This is a genomic window from Pseudoalteromonas sp. McH1-42 (genome assembly GCF_022347845.1).
In the GTDB taxonomy this organism is placed as follows: Bacteria; Pseudomonadota; Gammaproteobacteria; order Enterobacterales; family Alteromonadaceae; genus Pseudoalteromonas; species Pseudoalteromonas rubra_D.
In genome coordinates, this window is the sequence record NZ_JAKRFU010000012.1 from 69276 (window position 1) to 87163 (window position 17888).

The 17888-nt window shown below is 47.7% G+C and carries 13 protein-coding genes; 10 read left to right on the plus strand and 3 right to left on the minus strand.

Annotated features, from left to right (window positions below):
* The first annotated feature begins 50 nt into the window (after nt 1–50).
* The 6 genes from fadI to MHN31_RS11995 all read left to right on the plus strand — a co-directional run bounded on the left by fadI (nt 51) and on the right by MHN31_RS11995 (nt 7135).
* A complete protein-coding gene (fadI, locus tag MHN31_RS11970; RefSeq protein ID WP_239444347.1) occupies nt 51–1361 on the plus strand; it encodes an acetyl-CoA C-acyltransferase FadI in 1311 nt (436 codons plus the stop codon).
* Complete coding sequence (fadJ, locus tag MHN31_RS11975; protein ID WP_239444348.1) at nt 1361–3460, plus strand: fatty acid oxidation complex subunit alpha FadJ; 2100 nt, start codon at nt 1361–1363, stop codon at nt 3458–3460. The genes fadI and fadJ overlap by 1 nt, the downstream gene beginning before the upstream one ends.
* Before the next feature lie 147 nt (nt 3461–3607).
* On the plus strand, nt 3608–5104 hold the full coding sequence (locus MHN31_RS11980; RefSeq protein ID WP_239444349.1) for a sensor domain-containing diguanylate cyclase: 1497 nt from the start codon (nt 3608–3610) through the stop codon (nt 5102–5104).
* A 72-nt stretch (nt 5105–5176) separates the two neighbouring features.
* Complete coding sequence (locus MHN31_RS11985; RefSeq protein ID WP_239444350.1) at nt 5177–5731, plus strand: elongation factor P hydroxylase; 555 nt, start codon at nt 5177–5179, stop codon at nt 5729–5731.
* Nucleotides 5721–6848 (plus strand): ATP-NAD kinase family protein, encoded by a 1128-nt coding sequence (locus MHN31_RS11990; RefSeq protein WP_239444351.1) that lies wholly within the window; start codon nt 5721–5723, stop codon nt 6846–6848. Before MHN31_RS11985 ends, MHN31_RS11990 begins: the two co-directional genes overlap by 11 nt.
* Before the next feature lie 8 nt (nt 6849–6856).
* Nucleotides 6857–7135, plus strand: coding sequence for a YfcL family protein (locus MHN31_RS11995; RefSeq protein WP_049863908.1), 279 nt, complete (start codon nt 6857–6859; stop codon nt 7133–7135).
* Nucleotides 7136–7176: 41 nt separating this feature from the next.
* Here the strand turns inward: MHN31_RS11995 and MHN31_RS12000 are convergent, their stop codons facing one another.
* Together MHN31_RS12000 and MHN31_RS12005 are read right to left on the minus strand one after the other, a co-directional pair.
* Nucleotides 7177–8352, minus strand: a complete 1176-nt coding sequence (locus MHN31_RS12000) for a divalent metal cation transporter (RefSeq protein WP_239444440.1) — start codon at nt 8350–8352, stop codon at nt 7177–7179.
* A gap of 166 nt (nt 8353–8518) precedes the next feature.
* Nucleotides 8519–9364 (minus strand): HDOD domain-containing protein, encoded by an 846-nt coding sequence (locus MHN31_RS12005; protein WP_040644460.1) that lies wholly within the window; start codon nt 9362–9364, stop codon nt 8519–8521.
* Between the two features lie 215 nt (nt 9365–9579).
* On the opposite strand from MHN31_RS12005, the gene MHN31_RS12010 reads away from it, so the two are divergent.
* Nucleotides 9580–11133, plus strand: a complete 1554-nt coding sequence (locus tag MHN31_RS12010) for an AbgT family transporter (RefSeq protein WP_010382038.1) — start codon at nt 9580–9582, stop codon at nt 11131–11133.
* Between the two features lie 502 nt (nt 11134–11635).
* Nucleotides 11636–12538, plus strand: a complete 903-nt coding sequence (locus MHN31_RS12015; RefSeq protein ID WP_239444352.1) for a LysR family transcriptional regulator — start codon at nt 11636–11638, stop codon at nt 12536–12538.
* Here MHN31_RS12015 and MHN31_RS12020 read toward each other — a convergent pair.
* Nucleotides 12535–14754: a GGDEF domain-containing phosphodiesterase gene (locus MHN31_RS12020; RefSeq protein WP_125561810.1), complete on the minus strand. Its 2220-nt coding sequence runs from the start codon at nt 14752–14754 to the stop codon at nt 12535–12537. The two genes, MHN31_RS12015 and MHN31_RS12020, sit on opposite strands and share 4 nt — an antisense overlap.
* Nucleotides 14755–15347: 593 nt before the next feature.
* On the opposite strand from MHN31_RS12020, the gene MHN31_RS12025 reads away from it, so the two are divergent.
* Both MHN31_RS12025 and MHN31_RS12030 read left to right on the plus strand, forming a co-directional pair.
* Entirely contained in the window at nt 15348–16118 is a 771-nt protein-coding gene (locus tag MHN31_RS12025; RefSeq protein ID WP_125561807.1) for a hypothetical protein, read from the plus strand.
* A 1089-nt stretch (nt 16119–17207) separates the two neighbouring features.
* Nucleotides 17208–17717: a hypothetical protein gene (locus MHN31_RS12030; protein ID WP_239444353.1), complete on the plus strand. Its 510-nt coding sequence runs from the start codon at nt 17208–17210 to the stop codon at nt 17715–17717.
* Nucleotides 17718–17888: the final 171 nt, after the last annotated feature.

The window sequence follows — 17888 nt, forward strand, 5'->3', positions numbered from 1 at the left end:
GAATCAAGCGACAATAACAGGTCAGACCTGTCAGCGGGAGAGCAAAATTCATGTCTGAACAAAACATTCTAAAAACAACAACAGGGGATCGCATTGCCATTGTTTCTGGTTTGCGTACACCCTTTGCGAAACAGGCCACGGCCTATCACCATGTACCAGCACTGGACCTGGGTAAGGTCGTCGTCAATGAAATGCTGGAACGTCTGAATATCGATAAAACAGAGATAGAACAGCTGGTCTTTGGTCAGGTGGTGCAAATGCCTGAAGCACCTAACATCGCGCGTGAAATCGTGCTGGGCACAGGCATGCCTGTGTCAGTCGATGCTTATTCAGTTTCACGTGCTTGTGCCACCAGTTTCCAGGCTGTGGCGAATGTTGCGGAATCTATTATTGCAGGTCATACGGCTGTCGGCATTGCCGGCGGTGCAGATTCATCGTCGGTTTTACCGATCGGTGTGAGCAAAAAGTTGGCAGGCAGCCTGGTTGATCTCAACAAGGCGCGTACTTTGTCACAGCGTCTGAAAATTTTCTCAAAGCTGAGACTGAAAGACCTGATGCCGGTGCCTCCTGCGGTTGCAGAGTACTCAACGGGCTTGTCTATGGGCCAGACTGCTGAGCAAATGGCCAAAACCCATGCAATCAGCCGTGCTGATCAGGACGCGCTGGCGCACCGTTCACACACCTTAGCTGCCAAGGCCTGGGATGATGGCTTGTTAAAAGATGAAGTCATGGCAGCGCACGTTGAACCGTACAAAGGCTTTATTGAAAAAGACAACAACATTCGTGCGAACTCGTCACTGGAAGGCTATGCGAAATTACGCCCGGTCTTTGATCGCAAGCATGGCTCAGTCACTGCGGCAAATGCAACGCCGCTTACAGACGGTGCCGCTGCGGTACTGATGATGAGCGAAAGCAAAGCCAAAGCACTGGGTTACGAAATCCTGGGCTATGTACGCAACTATGCATTTACCGCTATCGGTGTGCACGAAGACATGTTGATGGGTCCGGCTCACTCCACGCCACTGGCTCTGGAGCGCGCTGGTCTGACTCTGCAAGACCTGGATTTAATTGAAATGCACGAAGCGTTTGCGGCGCAAACCCTGGCTAACATGAAGATGTTTGCCTCTGATAAGTTTGCTCAGGAGAAGCTGGGTCGCAGCAAAGCGCTGGGTGAAATCGATATGGATAAATTCAACGTAAACGGTGGTTCTTTGGCCTATGGTCACCCGTTTGCGGCAACAGGCGCGCGTTTGATCACGCAAACCCTGAATGAACTGAAACGTCGCGGCGGTGGACTTGCGCTGACTACCGCTTGTGCGGCTGGTGGTCTGGGTGCAGCCTTTGTATTGGAGAGTGCATAATGTCAGTATTTAGTTATGAATTAAACAGCCACCGCGTGGCTATCGTCACCATCGATGTGCCGGGCGAGAAGATGAACACGCTGCGCGACAGCTTTGCCGATGAGCTGTTGACTATTCTGGAGCAAGGCCGCAATGATGATGTCACTGGCATGGTATTTGTCAGCGGTAAAGACGATAATTTCATCGCTGGTGCCGACATCAAGATGTTGGATCAAGCAAAAACGCGCGAAGATGCGCTACGCTTATCTGAAATGTGTCAGCAGGCGTTTTTCAAAATGCAGAAACTGCCATTCCCAACTGTCGCTGCCATTCATGGTGCGGCTCTCGGTGGTGGCCTTGAATTTGTGCTGGCATGTGATTATCGCGTATGTAGCGACGATGACAAAACCAAGCTGGGTCTGCCAGAAGTACAGTTGGGCCTGTTACCGGGCGGTGGTGGTACACAACGCCTGCCTAAACTGGTTGGTATCCAAAAAGCGCTGGAGTGGATGCTCACAGGTAAGCAAGTGCGCGCCAAGCAGGCTAAAAAGGCCGGTCTGGTAGATGACAGTGTACCACACAGCATCTTGCTGGACGTGGCCATTAAACTGGCCCGGGGTAGCAAGCCTAAAGCACGTAAGCCTAAGCTGGACAAACTGAGTCAGCTGCTGGAATCAAATCCGTTTGGTCGCAACATCATCTTTAAAAAAGCGCAAGAAAATGTTGAGAAGAAAACCGGTGGCCACTATCCGGCGCCGCTGGCTATCATCAAGGCGGTCCGTGCATCGGTTGAGTTAGGCGAACTGAAAGCCTATAAAACAGAAGCCGAAGGCTTTGCCGATTTAGTAATGACAGAAGTATCTCAGTCACTACGTGGCATTTTCTTTGCCACCACCGAAATGAAAAAAGAATGGCAAAGTGACGACGCGCCTAAAATCAATCGTGCGGCAGTGCTTGGTGGTGGTCTGATGGGCGGCGGTATTGCCCATGTCAGCGCAGTGAAAGCCGGCGTGCCGGTACGAATTAAAGATGTGGCACATCAGGGGATCAGCAATGCCCTGAGTTACAGTTACAAGATCCTGTCGAAAAAGCAGAAAAAACGTATCTTGTCCAAAGCTGAGTTACAGCTGGCGATGAACCGCATCACAGGCACAACCGATTACACTGGCATGCGTCATACCGATATCGTCATTGAAGCAGTATTTGAAGACCTGGCACTGAAGCAAAGCATGGTCGCGGATATTGAACGTGAATGTACTGAGCAAACGATTTTTGCCAGCAACACTTCGTCATTGCCGATTGCCCAGATCGCTGAAAACGCAGCGCGTCCTGAAAATGTCATTGGTCTGCATTACTTCTCTCCGGTAGAAAAGATGCCATTGGTTGAGATCATTCCGCATGAAGGGACCTCAGAAGAGACTATCGCACGTACAGTTAACTTTGCTCGCAAGCAAGGTAAGACGCCCATCGTGGTAAAAGATAAAGCGGGTTTTTACGTTAACCGCATCCTCGCGCCTTATGTGAATGAAGCGGCGAACTTGCTGCTGGCGGGTGAGCCGATTGAGAAAATTGATCAGGCTCTGGTTGAGTTTGGCTTCCCGGTTGGGCCTTTGGCATTGCTGGATGAAGTGGGCGTAGACATTGGTTCAAAAATTGCGCCAATCCTGGAAAAAGAGCTGGGTGATCGTTTCAAAGCGCCTGATGCATTTGCTCGTATGATTGATAGTAAACGTCTGGGCCGCAAAACCGGAAAAGGTTTTTACAAATACGAAAGCAAAGGCAAAAAAGTGGATGAGTCTGTCTACGATTTGCTGGGTATTACACCGGCTCCGCGTCTCAACAAGCAAGAAATTGCCAGCCGCTGTGTTGCACAGATGCTAAATGAGGCGGCTCGTTGTCTGGACGAGGGCATTATTGCCAGCGCCCGAGATGGCGACATTGGTGCCATTTTTGGTATTGGCTTCCCACCATTTTTGGGCGGACCATTTAGCTACATGGACAAGCGCGGCCTGAACAAGGTGTGTTCTGAGCTCTCTACCTATGCAACCGACAATGCGGTGTTTACACCTGCAGAGCCGCTTTTGGCAAAGGCTGAAGCAGGCGAAGCCTACTATAGTTAACTCCTTGTCTGAGCATGTAAAAAAGCCGCATTTATGCGGCTTTTTTATTTTCGGCTAAAATAAGGGGATAATTGTCGTCACCTTGTTTGCTCATCTTGCAATGGTAATTGCAGGTGATGGTGCGCGTCAGTGGCCCGGGGACAAGGCATGCACAGCAGGTACTTTTTCACTTTTATCGCTACACTTGTTAGCGCGACGGTGTTCGCGAACGTGGTCATGTTGTACATCAGCGATGATGCCAGCGATGTGATCACACGCTTTGAGCAGCACTGGCAGCAGCAGGCCGACATTATTTTGCGAGAAGCACAGCTGCTCGATGAACTGGAACGTCAACTGAGTGACAATGACCCTGAACATCAGGTCAGAGATTATTTGTCTGAGCAGCGAGCGTATAGTATCAATACAGATGCTGATGTCGCTCTGCACATAGTGATGATGATTGCTGAGCTGGACTTGAGTGATGCTGAACGAGAGGCGCTTGATGAAGTACAACGCATTCTGAGTGAGCCTCGACAATCAATCCCAGACAAGTCCTTGGACACCGCACCTTTCAAGTTATCTGAAAACCCCTCATCACCGCGCCATCGCCGGCTGGACATTGCCCTCCAGTCATTACGATTAGGTATGGAAGCGAGAATTGAGGAGACCAAGCGACAGCATCAGGTGGCCCTGAATAGTATTATAAATAAGGGCTCTGTTGAAGCCTGGTTGCTGTTGTCTTTGGTTGTGATACTTGCCTGTGCAGGTGCTGTGGTGTTACGTGGCCAGCTTAGGACCATTGAGGAGCGGGCGTGCTTGTTTGATGCAATCCCGGATGCGCTGCTTTATTGTGAGTATAGTGGCAAGATCACCCGGGTTAATCATTCGTGCACCGAATTGTTTGGCTACTCTGTTCAGGAGCTACTGCGCATGTCGGTAGAAGATCTGATCCCTGCGCGATTTCGTGATTTGCACAGCAAAGAGCGGCGCAATTTTACGGGTCGGGCACAAATGCGTCGTAAAGGGCAAAATGGTTTAAATATTATCGGAGTGCATAAGTGTGGTGATGAAATACCCCTGGACATTGCCATTGCCCGAACGGCATTGGGAAAAGAAACCTACTTTGTGGCGGTGATCCGCGACCTTCGTCACGAGTTACAACTGCAAAAAAAAGCAGAAGTCGATTTTTTAACTCAAGTCTTTAATCGAGGTCAGATAGAGCAAATTCTGAATGACGAGCTGAGTCGGGCGAGGCGCTATCAGCGTCCTTTGTCAGTCATGATAGTCGACATAGATAACTTTAAGATATTGAACGATACGCTGGGCCACCAGGCCGGTGATCGCGCTCTAACCGAGCTAAGTCGTTTTTTGGTTTGCTCAGTGCGCCCCAGTGACGGATTGGGTCGTTGGGGAGGTGACGAATTTGTGCTGGTTTGTCCGGAAATTGATGCACAAGAAGCCTTGCAAATGGCACAACGTCTGGTGCGGGCATATTGCGAACAAAACCAGCATGGGCTGAGTTTAAGTATCGGCGTTACGAGTTGCACACAAGTGAGCGAAAAATCGGATTTAGCACAATTGATTGGGGAGGCAGATCAGGCTTTGTATCAGGCTAAGTCACAAGGTCGTAGCAGAGCGGTGTTATTTGCTGCGGATCAGCACTGACTTTTTACTTTAGCACCAAAAATCCGTACAATCTGCGGCCATTAACCAACCTGAGGACCACCTGCGAGTTGTATGCACCACATTGACGATCTGATCTCGATATTTAATGCCTTATTCTATCCAAAGTACAATACCAAGCTGGTGTCAGGCACAGATGAGCCAATCTATCTGCCAGCAGATACGCAGTGTGATTATCACCGTATTGTATTTGCGCATGGCTTTTATGCCAGTGCCTTGCATGAAGTTGCTCATTGGCTGGTTGCGGGTAAAGCGCGCAGGGCGCAGGAAGATTATGGTTACTGGTACTGTCCTGATGGACGCAGTAAAGATCAGCAACTGGCATTTGAGCAGGTAGAAGTTAAACCTCAGGCTATCGAGTGGGCCCTGAGCACCGCTGCGGGGTTTGCATTTAACGTCTCCGTTGACAATTTAAATGGTGAGCCCACTTGCCGTTTTGCTTTTCAAAAACGTGTTCATACACAGGTGACGGAGATGGTCACAGCCGGCTTCAACGCTCGTACACAGGCTTTACTCAAAGCGTTAGCTCAGTTTTACTCGACCCCCTGGCCACTCAGTGTTGGCCAGTTTGAATGGCATTGTCCACAGGAGTTTGCAGATGCAGTTTAAACTAGGATTGATAGTCAACCCGGTTGCCGGGTTGGGCGGCGCAGTGGCGTTGAAAGGCAGTGATGGTAGCGACACCGCTGAACTTGCCCGATCTATGGGGGCTGAGCCAAAAGCACATAGCCGTACGGCACAGGCGCTGGCTTTGTTACAGCCCTACCGGGATGTGCTGGAGGTCTATACCGTCAGTGGTGAAATGGGGGAGGAGCTTGCCAAAGAGCACGGTTTTACCACCCGGGTAGTCATGACTTGTGGTACGCCATCGACCCCTGAGGACACTGAGCAGGCCGCCAGGTTACTTGCCGAAGCGAAAGTAGACTTGTTGCTGTTTGCTGGTGGAGATGGGACCGCACGAAATATCTGCTCTGCGATCGGGAGCGAGGCCCCCGTGCTGGGGGTTCCTGCTGGCTGCAAAATCCACAGTGGCGTTTATGCCATTACGCCGAAAGCGGCGGGACGGGTCGTTGAAATGCTCATCAAAGGTGAATTGGTCACCATAGACGATGCCGATGTGATGGACATAGATGAAAATGCATTCAGAGCCGGAACGGTGCGCGCCAAGCGTTATGGTGAAATGCAGGTACCCAGTGAATTGCGTTACGTACAAAGCGTAAAAAATGGCGGTAAAGAAAGCGACGAACTGGTGCTGGCCGATATCGCTGCGTATGTGATTTCAGAGATGGAAGAAGACGAGCAATATATCATGGGCTCAGGCTCAACCGTAGCGGCGATTATGGAAGAGCTGGGGCTTGATAATACCCTGCTCGGAGTAGATTTGATCCGCGATCATACTTTGCTAGGGAGCGACCTGACCGCACAACAGTTGCTGGATAATGTTGGGCAGGCACCCACTAAGCTGGTCATCACCTTAATTGGCGGACAAGGGCATATTTTTGGCCGGGGTAATCAGCAGTTAAGCCCGGCGCTGATCCGCCAGATCGGCAAAGATAATATCATCGTGGTTGCGACTAAAAGTAAGTTGCAGGCACTCAATGGTCGCCCTTTGATAGCGGATACGGGCGATCAGGACTTAGATAACGAACTGAGTGGCTACATCAAAGTAGTAACAGGTTATAATGACCATGTAATGTATGCCGTCGGGCATCAGGATTTAATTTAGGAGACAGAATGTCACTTCAAGCGTATATAGAAGCTGCACAGCAGTTTTTTGATGAATTAGTAGAAAGAGCAAGCGATGACGAACTGTTTGCTGGTGGCTACTTACGCGGTCATTTTGACCTGGCAGTTGGATATGCTCAGGTTGAGGAACTGACGTTATCAGTCGATGAGCTGAATGCCAAAGTTGAATCCAGCCTGGTGAAAGCTTACCGCGACGGTGAGCTTAACGAGGAAGATAAGCATCACGTGGTAACCATCTGGGAGCGACTTAAGCAGTTAGGTGCTTAATTTACCCAAACAAAAAGGCGGTTGATACCGCCTTTTGTCATTTACAGTACCCAGCGCCACACCACAAATAACACGGCAAACGCAATCAAATAGGTAAGACCTGTCCAGGTCAATATTTGCACCAGCTTACTTTGCTGTGCAAACAGTTCTTTGTGGATCAGCGAGAAATTAAGCCAGGCAAAAAATGGCGTAGTTAAAAACGCCAGTGTCATGGCAAACATCAGCATGTCTTTGAGATTAGCCTTAAAAAACAGCACCAGCACCATACCGAATATGGCTTGCAGGGCAATAAACAATGACAGGCTGGCTTTGTTTTTATGTGGTTTGATCAGTTTCACAGCATCATCCAGGGTTCTGGCATAGCCATCCAGTACCGTGATGGTGGTGCCAAACATACATAAAAAGGCAATCGTGGCTATCAACCAGCGCGCCCACTCGCCCAGTGTTAGTGCATACATATCTATCAGCTGTTTAGAAAAAGCGACGCCTGCGAGTTCGATTTTTTGACTCTGGCCATACTGTAGTAGCACACCCAGTGAAAAGAATACCACGGCCAGGAACAGCGTCAGAAAGTAGCCAAGGTTAAAATCAAACAAGCCCTGTGCTTTACTGAGCGATTGAGTGCGAGTTTTGGCTTTGAGCCAGAGCGAATTGATGGCTGAGATTTCAATGGGGGCTGGCATCCAGCCCATCAGGGCCACCATAAATCCCAGTAGTGCAAGCGAGTAGGGGGACGGTGCCGGTTGCGGTGACGGGTGGGCCTGACCCTGTGACACTGCGACCAACAAGGCTGCCAGTGTGGTAAAGCACAAGATGGCCATGATCCCCTTGCTGGCTTTGTCGAGCAGTTTATAGTGACCAAACAATAAGATCCCAAGGCAGATAAATAGTAAGGCATAGCATAAAGTGGTCAACGAGATAGACCAGGGTAACGCATATTGGAGCAGTGCAGCCGTGAGCAACAGTACCCCCGCCGTGTTCACAACTGCAGCGATGACATTGAGCACCACAAACAGATAGAACAAAGCCCGGTTTTTATTGTGATAGCCCGTGACCAGGCTGTTACCGCTATGCAGTGTGTATTCCACCCCAAAACGGAAAAAGGGGTACTTGAGTAGGTTAACCGCAACCACTAACCATAATAGTTGCCAGCCAAATAAGGCGCCAGCCTGGGTGGCGGCGACCAGATGAGAGCCTCCGACTGCGGCGGTGGCCATGAGGATCCCGGGGCCCAGGTTCCTGAGTTTAGCAAACATTGATTCCAACACGACGTTCCATGATTTTTGCCACTCATGTTAACGATTTGAAAGCATTTGCCAAGTGGAAAATGACTGGGCTAATGAGGTTGGGAGATCAAAAGCCCTGTCAGGACGTGTAATTGAGCTAACTGGTGAAGTATTCTTCGGTATCGTCTTTGAGGTCCTGGTAGTCGTCTTCATCCAGGTTAAGTGCATCAAGCACGCTTTGTTTCATCAGTGGCCAGTCTGGCGCCGCGACAAAGCGCTTGTTGGTGTGAACCAGATTCTCTGCCATTTTCAATGTTGAGAAGGTCAGCATTTCTTCATCGCTACGTTTTTCCTGAAGATAGGTAATGTCGTGATGGCGCAGAATAAGCTGACAAATGGGCTTGGGCAAATTCCAACTGTTTGCCAGATAATAACCAATCACAGCATGGTTGGTCTGGTAGCGGGCTTCTTCGAACTCAACCAGCAAGGTATCGTAATTTCTGTTTGCGGCGCCCAATACCTCGACATAATCCGGGTAATTGAACGCCATGGCGGGAATACCTGCATCATGGAACAGGCCGAGCATGTACAGGTTTTCGACCGGTACTTTACTTTTTATCTTATTGCCAATCAGTGTCGCCACATCGGCAATTTCTTGAGCACTGTCCCAAAAACGCTCCAGCTTGATGCAGCACTTGGATTGATCAAAGGCTTGTTTGAGCAAATAGCCCGTCACCAGCATGGTAATACTGTTGAGTCCCAGAAACATCACAGCCTGGCGAATGTCCGTAATGGTACGTGAAAAGCCATAGCTGGAGGAGTTAATTACTTTTAATACAGCGGCGGAGGTCGCTACATCTGTTGCTATCAGCGCTGCAATTTCGCCTAGCTCAGGTTCGGGTTGTTGCAGTACCTGATGCAAACTTTGCAACAGCTCGGGCTTTGCTGGCAGGCAAAACCCATGATTCATATCCTTAAGCACGGCGTTGTCTATTTCGATCATAGCGGTCTCGTTGAGAAAAATACTGAAAACACGATCAGCCAGCCCGGAGTCTGGCTGGTTTTTCAAGTATAGTAGCTGAGTTGAATTACGCATTCTTTGCGATAACGCAAAATAACGCATAAATAATACCCACGTAATGGATTAAGGAACAAATGAATTGGCATTGTTACGGTTGTTAAGTTAAAGTTGGCTAATTTTCTTTTTAGGGATTAACTATGGAACAAGCGAAAAACGCGAATAACGACACCAGTTTCGTTATGCGATTCCTCAACAACATTGAAAGGGTGGGCAATAAGCTGCCTGATCCTGCCATGATCTTCCTCGGTGCCATGCTGCTGATTTGGCTATTGTCCTGGATGCTGTCAGGTGTCAGTTTTGATGCCATCGATCCACGCACCGGAGAGGCGATTGTTGTTCATAACCTGCTAAGCGGCGATTCTCTGGCTGGCTTTTTGGCCTCAATGGTTAAAACCTTTACTGGCTTTGCGCCTCTGGGCGTAGTTTTGGTTGCTATGCTGGGCGTCGGTGTGGCCGAGCACTCAGGCTATATTAATGCCGGTCTTAAGCTGATGTTGAAGCGCACGCCTCAGGCCCTGCTAACTCCCTCTATCATTTTGATCGCAATCGTAAGCCACACAGCGACCGATGCCGGTTATGTGTTGGTAATTCCATTGGCGGGTGTGATTTTCTATGCCATGGGCCGTCACCCGCTGGCTGGTATTGCAGCGGCATTTGCCGGGGTAAGTGGTGGCTTTAGTGCGAACTTTATCCCTTCAGGTATTGATCCGTTATTGCAGAGCTTCACTCAAAGCGCAGCCCAAATCATCGATCCTGAAATATCGGTCAACCCGCTGAATAACTGGTTCTTCACGTCGGCGTCGAGCATCTTTATTATTCTGCTTGGCTGGTACATTACTGATAAAATTATTGAGCCGCGTCTGGCATCGACCAAAGTCGACGGTGATACTGATGATCTGCCTGAGTTTAACGAAGTAACCGGCAAAGAGCGTTCGGCATTTTACGCGGCGTCTGCTGTCATGCTGGCTGGTATTGGTTTGCTCATCTATGCGGCCAGTGGTGAAGACTCGGCGCTGCGCAGTGAAAGTGGTGCATTGACCGATTTTAGTGCGCCGTTGATGCAGTCCATTGTACCGCTGATTTTCTTACTGTTCTGGATCCCGGGCGCCGTATTTGGTTTTATGGTCGGTACTTTTAAGTCATCAAAAGACATGATAGATGCAATGAGTAAGTCGATGAACTCGATGTCTTATTATATCGTCATGGCGTTCTTCTGTGCGCTGTTTATTGCGGCATTTAGCCAGTCTAATTTGGGGGCATTATTGGCCATCGAAGGCGCAGAAGTATTAAAGGCAATGGCACTGCCAAGCTCTGTGACTGTGATTGGGATTATCTTCCTGACTGCTTTTGTGAACCTGTTTGTTGGTTCAAGTTCAGCGAAATGGGCACTATTAGGCCCAATCTTTGTGCCTATGTTGATGCAACTGGGTATTTCACCAGATCTGTCTCAGGCGGCGTATCGTGTTGGTGATTCCAGTTCAAACATCATTACGCCATTGATGCCTTACTTCCCGCTGGTGGTGGTTTACTGTCAGAAGTATGTGAAAGACACCGGAATTGGTACATTGCTGGCACTGATGTTGCCTTACTCTATTGCTTTCCTGATTGGCTGGAGCTTATTCCTGCTGGCATACTGGGGCCTGAGCATTCCTCTGGGTTTACAGTCTAGCTATATTTATCCGGCAGGTTAATCTGCTGAACTATGGACGGGGCTCCTATGCCCCATCCTGTTTCTCTCTCAAGCAACTGTTCACGCCCGCTTTCAAAGACATCGAGTCAAAATTTCAGCCTTTCACAGACATCTTTTTACATTCATTCTGACAAAGTAGTGGGTTACTGATAGCAATAAAGAAAAAAGCCGACTTCTGTCGGCTATATGGATCTGCTATTGGTTGGGCCAAAAGCACCAAGGGAAATCTTACTGCCTCCGTGCAGTAAATACTCAAGGGAGGTTGAAAATCCAAGTAACCAATAAGAGTACATACCGGTTAAAAGCAGGCGCATCATACCCTTGTTAGATGACTAAATTATGACAAACTGTGCTGGCCTTTTGGTTTTATTTCGTTTCTGAGGTGAGACTGCTTGAGGTAATGAAAAGTTGAACGCCTTGTGCATCAATAGAGAAAAGTACTTGAATAGATTAGAATAGTTACAGACAAAGGCCCTACAGGGTCAAATGACGAGGAAGGTGAGATGTTACGAGTGACGCTTGAGCAGTGGCGTATGTTTCGCGCTGTCGTGGAGCATGGCGGATTTAATCAGGCTGCTAAGGCTATCCATAAAAGCCAATCGAGCATACATACAGCAGTACAAAAAATAGAAACTGCGTTATCAGTTAAGCTATTTCAGGTGGAAGGCCGCAAAACGCACCTGACGGAAGCGGGCGACATGATGTTGCGTCGTGCCAATTATTTGCTCGACGAAGCTGAGAAAGTCGAAGCTGTTGGCCAGACTCTGGCAAAAGGGGTCGAGAGCCATCTGCGTATCGCCGTCGATGAAATCTTTCCTCAGTCATTGCTCTACAAAGTACTGGAGACAACCTCTCAGGCCTATCCACTGCTGCGTATTGAACTTGTTGAGTCTATTCTGTCAGGTTCGTTTGAGGCGCTTCAGAACGCTAAGGTGGATATTGCGATCTCTCCTATGGTGCTGACAGATGGGTTTAGTGAACAGTTATGTCAGGTGGAGTTTGTGGCTGTTGCCCATCCGGAGCATAAATTACATCAGTTGGACCGTGAGCTGACGCTGGAAGACCTCAAATCATTCAGGCAAATCGTAGTCAGAGATTCTGCGCTGGGTAAGGGGACAGACAGCGGCTGGTTGGGGGCTGATCAGCGCTGGACCGTAAGTCATTTGCGCACTATGGTGGATATGGTGACTCAAGGGCTGGGTTTTGCCTGGTTGCCCTACAGTGCCATTGCAATGCAGCTCAGCACGGGCGCGTTACAACCACTACCCTTGACCCACAATCGCACACGTCAGGCTCAGCTCAACCTGATTTTTAAAGATGGAGATACGCTCGGCCCGGCTGCCAGGGCGTTTCTAGGTGAGCTGAGATATCAATGTATGGCGCTGGAAGACCGACAAAGCAATTAAGTGGCAGAGGCTTCGTGTGTGTTCGCCAGTACCTGTTCAACAGCCACAGGGCGGCTAAACCAGTAGCCCTGAAACTCTTTAACCCCCAGTTCGAGCAGTTTATTCAGCTGCTCCTGAGTTTCCACGCCTTCTGCCAGTGCCGCAATACCGAGGTTATCACACATGGTCAGGATCCCCAGCAACAGCGCCTGCTGTTTTTGATCTGAAGTGATCTGGGTGACCAAAGAGCGGTCCAGTTTAAGCCGCTTAATGGGAGAGGCCAGTACCCGCGCAATATTGGAATATCCTATCCCGAAATCATCAATACTCAGGCTGAACCCCATTTTATCGAGGGCCTCCATGATCTGATTGTGATCATCGGCAAAACTATACTCGGTGAGCTCAAATTCAAACATGCGCGGATTCAGGCCGTAGCTATGCACTATGGCCAGTGTGTTGCGGGCAAACTGTTCGCAGGCAATATCCCGGGAGCTGATATTGATGGCGATAGGCACATGAATATCCGGGTGGCTTTGTAAGGTGTGACACACTTTGTGCAGAATGCGTTGTGTCAGATGATTAACCAGGCCAAATTCCTCAGCAATGGGTACAAACTCCCCGGGAGATACCCAACCCAGCAAAGGGCTGTGCCAGCGGGCCAGGGCTTCATAGCCAATCACGGAGTGGGTGTTATCGTGCTTGCTTTGTAAAACTATTTGTAATTCGTCATGTTCCAGTGCTTTTTCAAGCAGCAGGGCCATTTCGTGACGCGCCAGTGTCTGACGTCGTGTTCCGTGGTCAAAGATGGCCAGGTCATCGCCTGCACCACGCAATTCACAGGCTTGCTGTGCATTTTTCAGCAGGCGTTCCGGGATATAACCATGTTCCGGATAGGTAGCAATGCCTACTGCATAACGGGCGTGGAATTGATGCTGACCCAGTTTGAGCCAGAAATCTAGATGTTGATGCCAGCGTTGTGCCACTTCCAGCACGGGTGCATCGGGCTCGATAATAATAGCCAGCCTTCCGGCACCAATATAGGCAATCTGATCGAGCAAACTGGGGTCGTGCTCAGCTACCTGATTAATGTGGCCATATAAGTGTTTGTGCAGCTCACCATCAATCAGGTAATCCAGTACATGTTTATTGAGGTTTTCAGCAATCAGCAGAGCAAATGGCTGACCGCGATCAATGTGCACCTGTAATTGCTCGGTAAGCCAGGTCTTGTTCGGCAAGTTGGTCCGCGCATCAAAATATTTGGCTTGCTGGTGGGCGACGTCCAGCGCCAGCAGATCCTGCTGAAGCTGATGCTGATCAGAGACGTCATTAAGATACCAGGCACATAGCTGCTCGGAGTGATATTCCCGCGACGCCAGTTCTATCGTGCGTTCGCCGACATGAAAGGTATTCAGGTCAGCATCAATCAGGTCGTTATTGTTCAGCAGTCGACTCAGATCGTCCTGAGTCACACGAGCGAAATTACAGGGCAGGGGTTGAGTTTGGATCCCCAGCAATCGGCGCGCTTTCTCATTGGCTTCAGCAATATTAAATTGTTGGTCTACCAGCACAATGGCGTGAAATGATTTCTGAAAGAAGCGCTGATAGATTTGTTTCTGAGAAGCCAGTAGTTCGTTGTTGCTTGCCATATGTAAATTCAATCGGCTGGCGGCCAGACTGGTGCGCCACACGGCCAGTGGCACTGTACAGTTAAAGAAGAAAAACAATAAAAAATGTATGTAAATGTCTCCGTCTACCAACATGCGCTCACCCGACGGGATCATCGAGACATTAACCTGCTGCACTATCATCAGAAACGGGACGATATTCAATGCTGCGTAAAAAATTGCGGTTCGCTTACCCAGCAGCAGCAAAGCCAGAATAGGCGTAATGTAAACAAAAATAGAACCAAGCTGAGCAAGGGGTAACAAGGGGATAAACAGTTTAATGGCTACACCTGCGGCCACAATGGCAATCATTAGCAAGTGAGCACATAATTTGTAGGCACTGCGGCTCAGTGTAAGCAGCACACCTATGGTGAGTGTAAAGCCCGATGTCAGTGCCAGCACATAATTAAGTTCAAATGCCAGTGCAGCGGGCAAGCTGTTGATAAAGATCCCCAGGCACAACAAAAGTCCGGTCACCAAAATAATGCGCAGTGCACTGACACGCCAGTTAGGCACCTCGCTTGGCGATTGGGTTTCTTCCTCAAGTAAGAAAAAGCGGCTTAAAGAACTCAAAACGTTACAGTTATTATTATTGTTTTTCCCGATACTAAGGCCATAAGGGTCTCAATTCAATGGGTAGAGACAGTAAAAGCTGCGCTAAATCAGCTTAATTGCGGTTTTTTTCAACAGACTGGAGGGGAAATAGTCAAACAAAGGGCTGGCGTTGAAGGGAGAGTCAGTAAGTAATGGGCTAAAAAAAGATTTTTGCTGCCAATACTATGTAGTGTTGTCTGTTTGCATGTGACTATCACAAATTTTCCAGAGGCCCTTAACGATAGGCATGCTGTGTTGTTCATGTCCATGAGCTGGGGTTTGTTAAAAGCCACCCAGAGTCACTCGCTCCACTATGGTCAATTATGTGCATACGAACGGGTATAAGTAACATTATCGTCCTAAACTAATCGAGTGTGCGTTTATTCCAGGCCTCACGTTCAACTGAGCACTTTGGTGTTGAGCAATAAGCTACGTGGTTATAGTTCATAATGTCTCGATGTTATTTTGAGGGGGTATAGCTTGTAGGCTGGTTTAAACCGGTATTCTCAGTAATACCACTGGTATATAACATGAGTGAATCGTGTGGATTTTCAACCTAAAGGAGACTTGATATGTTGAAATTATTGCTAATATTTCTTTTTTTGTTCATCTCTGGGTGTAAAACGAGTGGCGTTCACTCTCCCACTGAAGCGCCATTATTTGATAAGCCGGGAAAACTTACATCGTATAATCCATTTTGGGAAGTCCATCTCCCTGGAACTTTGCTACTTGAAACTGATAATGGATATGATGTGATATCTGACTATAAATGGCTGAAAGAGTTAGATAATCTTCCTGAAGATATCTCGTTTAATAACATGTGGGACATTGAAATGCCCCAGGAATATGATACCGGGAATGGCTTAGTTACAGGTGCAGAGAGCGGAAAAATAAACAGCAAGTTTGTTGCAAACCTTAATGCCAAACTCAGTGAAAAAGTCACTGGCAACGCAAAAGCTTTATTTGCCCAAAGCGCTAGTTATTCGTACGTATCTGCAAGTCACGTACAACCAAAAGGAAGGAGTGCGTTATCAGCATTTTATGAGCTAAAAAGCACGCCACTCTATAGTAAGTATGAAAAAAAGCTGCGCAGTCGAATTGGAGGCAGAACTGGACGGCTCTTTATTGTTAATAAAATTAAGTTTGTTCCTATGGGAGAATATACAGTTACATTTGAAGACCGAATCACAGCAGAAGCAAAGGCTGTTCTCACGGAGACTCTAAAGCTTGAGTCTGATGCTGAGTGGGAGATTCAAGATAATGAGTTCAAACGCCTTGCGAACCCTTTAATGGGGGCACGGGGATTTGCAGTCCAATGGGACTACAGAGAAGTGTCACTTTGAATTTTCAAATAACTAACAAGTACAGCCGACCGTTGATGCGGCGGCTGATTTGGATATTGTTGTACAGCATTGAGAGAGTCATGGAACCGACTGGAGCCCCTACAATAAATAACCTATTGAATGCCGTAACGATTATAGTGTGCTTTCCGCTTGCTTTTGCTCTTTATGGCGTTTTTGGATATCACACCAGCGCAAGCAGCATGAGCATCGAAATGCTGTACTTTGCCGGGTTTATGGGACTCGCTACCTTGGTTGTGTTTATACCATACTTAGTAGCTATTTTAATTAAGTGGCGGCAAGTCAGGATTAAAAATTTAGTTATTTCCATCATTCCGTTTACGTTAATAGTAATGATATGTTGGTATGCTGCTCAGGAGGGTGCCCAGGTTTAGTTACTTTGTAACTGCTAATTCGTTGCTCAAGGGTAGTGCTTAAACTCAACCCGTTAATTGAACGTCATTCGGCTTTTACAATATGAGAACTGTTTCACTGATATTTATTGTTTTTGGCTTCAACACATTTGCTACCGATGACCCTAATTGTTCAGAAAATGACGTGCTCGGGGGAAAATTGTTTGAACTTGAAATGAGCACCTCTTTTCACGGTCGCTATCATTTTAAGTTTTGCTCGGGTGAAGTGAGTTATTTATTGTCAGAGTTTATAGAACCCATTTCAACTAGCTGGCCATTGAAATCCACGATAAAGCATGAATCAAGAGCGAAGTTAGACCCTGATACAGCCATGTACTTGAAAGACTTGTATCGTGTGGTACAAGCCACTCTACAGGAAGACAATGTGAGAGGGTTTGATGGGGCAACTTGGTGTTTTAAGCCCAAAAATGGGCAAAGGTACTCTAAGACATGCGTGTGGGAACCCAGAGCCTCGACGCAAGAAAGAAATTTGCAGAGTCTTGTCTATTTAGGTGATAAGCTCTACGAAATATCTAATTTTAAAAGCCTGGAAAAATAGGCATATAACAAAGTAAATTAAAGGTTCGTAAAAAGCCGTTTGCTTTGTCCCTTGTTCACACATTATAACTAATAATTTTTAGCCATTTGTGTACGGCGCTAATTACTCAGGGAGATCTAGGTGCAAGAAATTATTAATATTTTAAAAGCTAGAGGCGTCAGGGAGGTATTCTTTGGTTCTAATGGATTTAGTATTGCTGACGAGAGCGATATCAAAGATTTTCAGCTTGGCTACAGCGTACATCCTGACGGGTCCGCTTTAAGTGGGCCGCGCGAAGGTGATTGGCAAAGTAGCTGGATTGTTATTGGAACGGATACTGAAGTCGGAGACCCTTTTTTCGTAGATACAAGCGACTCAGCACTGCCGGTGTATACGGCTATGCATGGTATGGGTGAATGGAACCGGGAGCTAGTATCCACCTCATTATGTTCGTTCCTTGAGGCACTTTCCTACTTAAGGGGCCTGAGCAAACAAGATTTCGCTCTCATAGACCCAGATGAAAACACGATTACAGACACCAGTGAGCTAGCTGTCATTAAGAAGAATCTAAATGACATTTCAGGTGAAGAATATTACTGGCGAAACTTTATCGAGGAGCACCAAGAGTGGGTCGAGGAGTCTGGTAGTTAACAAGGCTCCAACTGACAATATGATTGTCTTAATGACTAATGAGTAAAATTTGATTTACCAGAATAGATTAAAAAGTGTTGCTTATAAGGTTTCGGTAACCTCAATAGGTTTACCTATAATCGAAATTTTATATTTCATGGTAATACAACCAGGAAGTAACACTCGTTTTAT

Excerpts from the sequence above, each read along its gene's own strand:
- fadI (WP_239444347.1), top strand. The coding sequence starts at position 51 with ATGTCTGAACAAAACATTCTAAAAACAACAACAGGGGATCGCATTGCC.
- fadJ (WP_239444348.1), top strand. The coding sequence starts at position 1,361 with ATGTCAGTATTTAGTTATGAATTAAACAGCCACCGCGTGGCTATCGTC.
- MHN31_RS11980 (WP_239444349.1), top strand. The coding sequence starts at position 3,608 with ATGCACAGCAGGTACTTTTTCACTTTTATCGCTACACTTGTTAGCGCG.
- MHN31_RS11985 (WP_239444350.1), top strand. The coding sequence starts at position 5,177 with ATGCACCACATTGACGATCTGATCTCGATATTTAATGCCTTATTCTAT.
- MHN31_RS11990 (WP_239444351.1), top strand. The coding sequence starts at position 5,721 with ATGCAGTTTAAACTAGGATTGATAGTCAACCCGGTTGCCGGGTTGGGC.
- MHN31_RS11995 (WP_049863908.1), top strand. The coding sequence starts at position 6,857 with ATGTCACTTCAAGCGTATATAGAAGCTGCACAGCAGTTTTTTGATGAA.
- MHN31_RS12000 (WP_239444440.1), bottom strand. The coding sequence starts at position 8,352 with ATGGCCACCGCCGCAGTCGGAGGCTCTCATCTGGTCGCCGCCACCCAG.
- MHN31_RS12005 (WP_040644460.1), bottom strand. The coding sequence starts at position 9,364 with ATGATCGAAATAGACAACGCCGTGCTTAAGGATATGAATCATGGGTTT.
- MHN31_RS12010 (WP_010382038.1), top strand. The coding sequence starts at position 9,580 with ATGGAACAAGCGAAAAACGCGAATAACGACACCAGTTTCGTTATGCGA.
- MHN31_RS12015 (WP_239444352.1), top strand. The coding sequence starts at position 11,636 with ATGTTACGAGTGACGCTTGAGCAGTGGCGTATGTTTCGCGCTGTCGTG.
- MHN31_RS12025 (WP_125561807.1), top strand. The coding sequence starts at position 15,348 with ATGTTGAAATTATTGCTAATATTTCTTTTTTTGTTCATCTCTGGGTGT.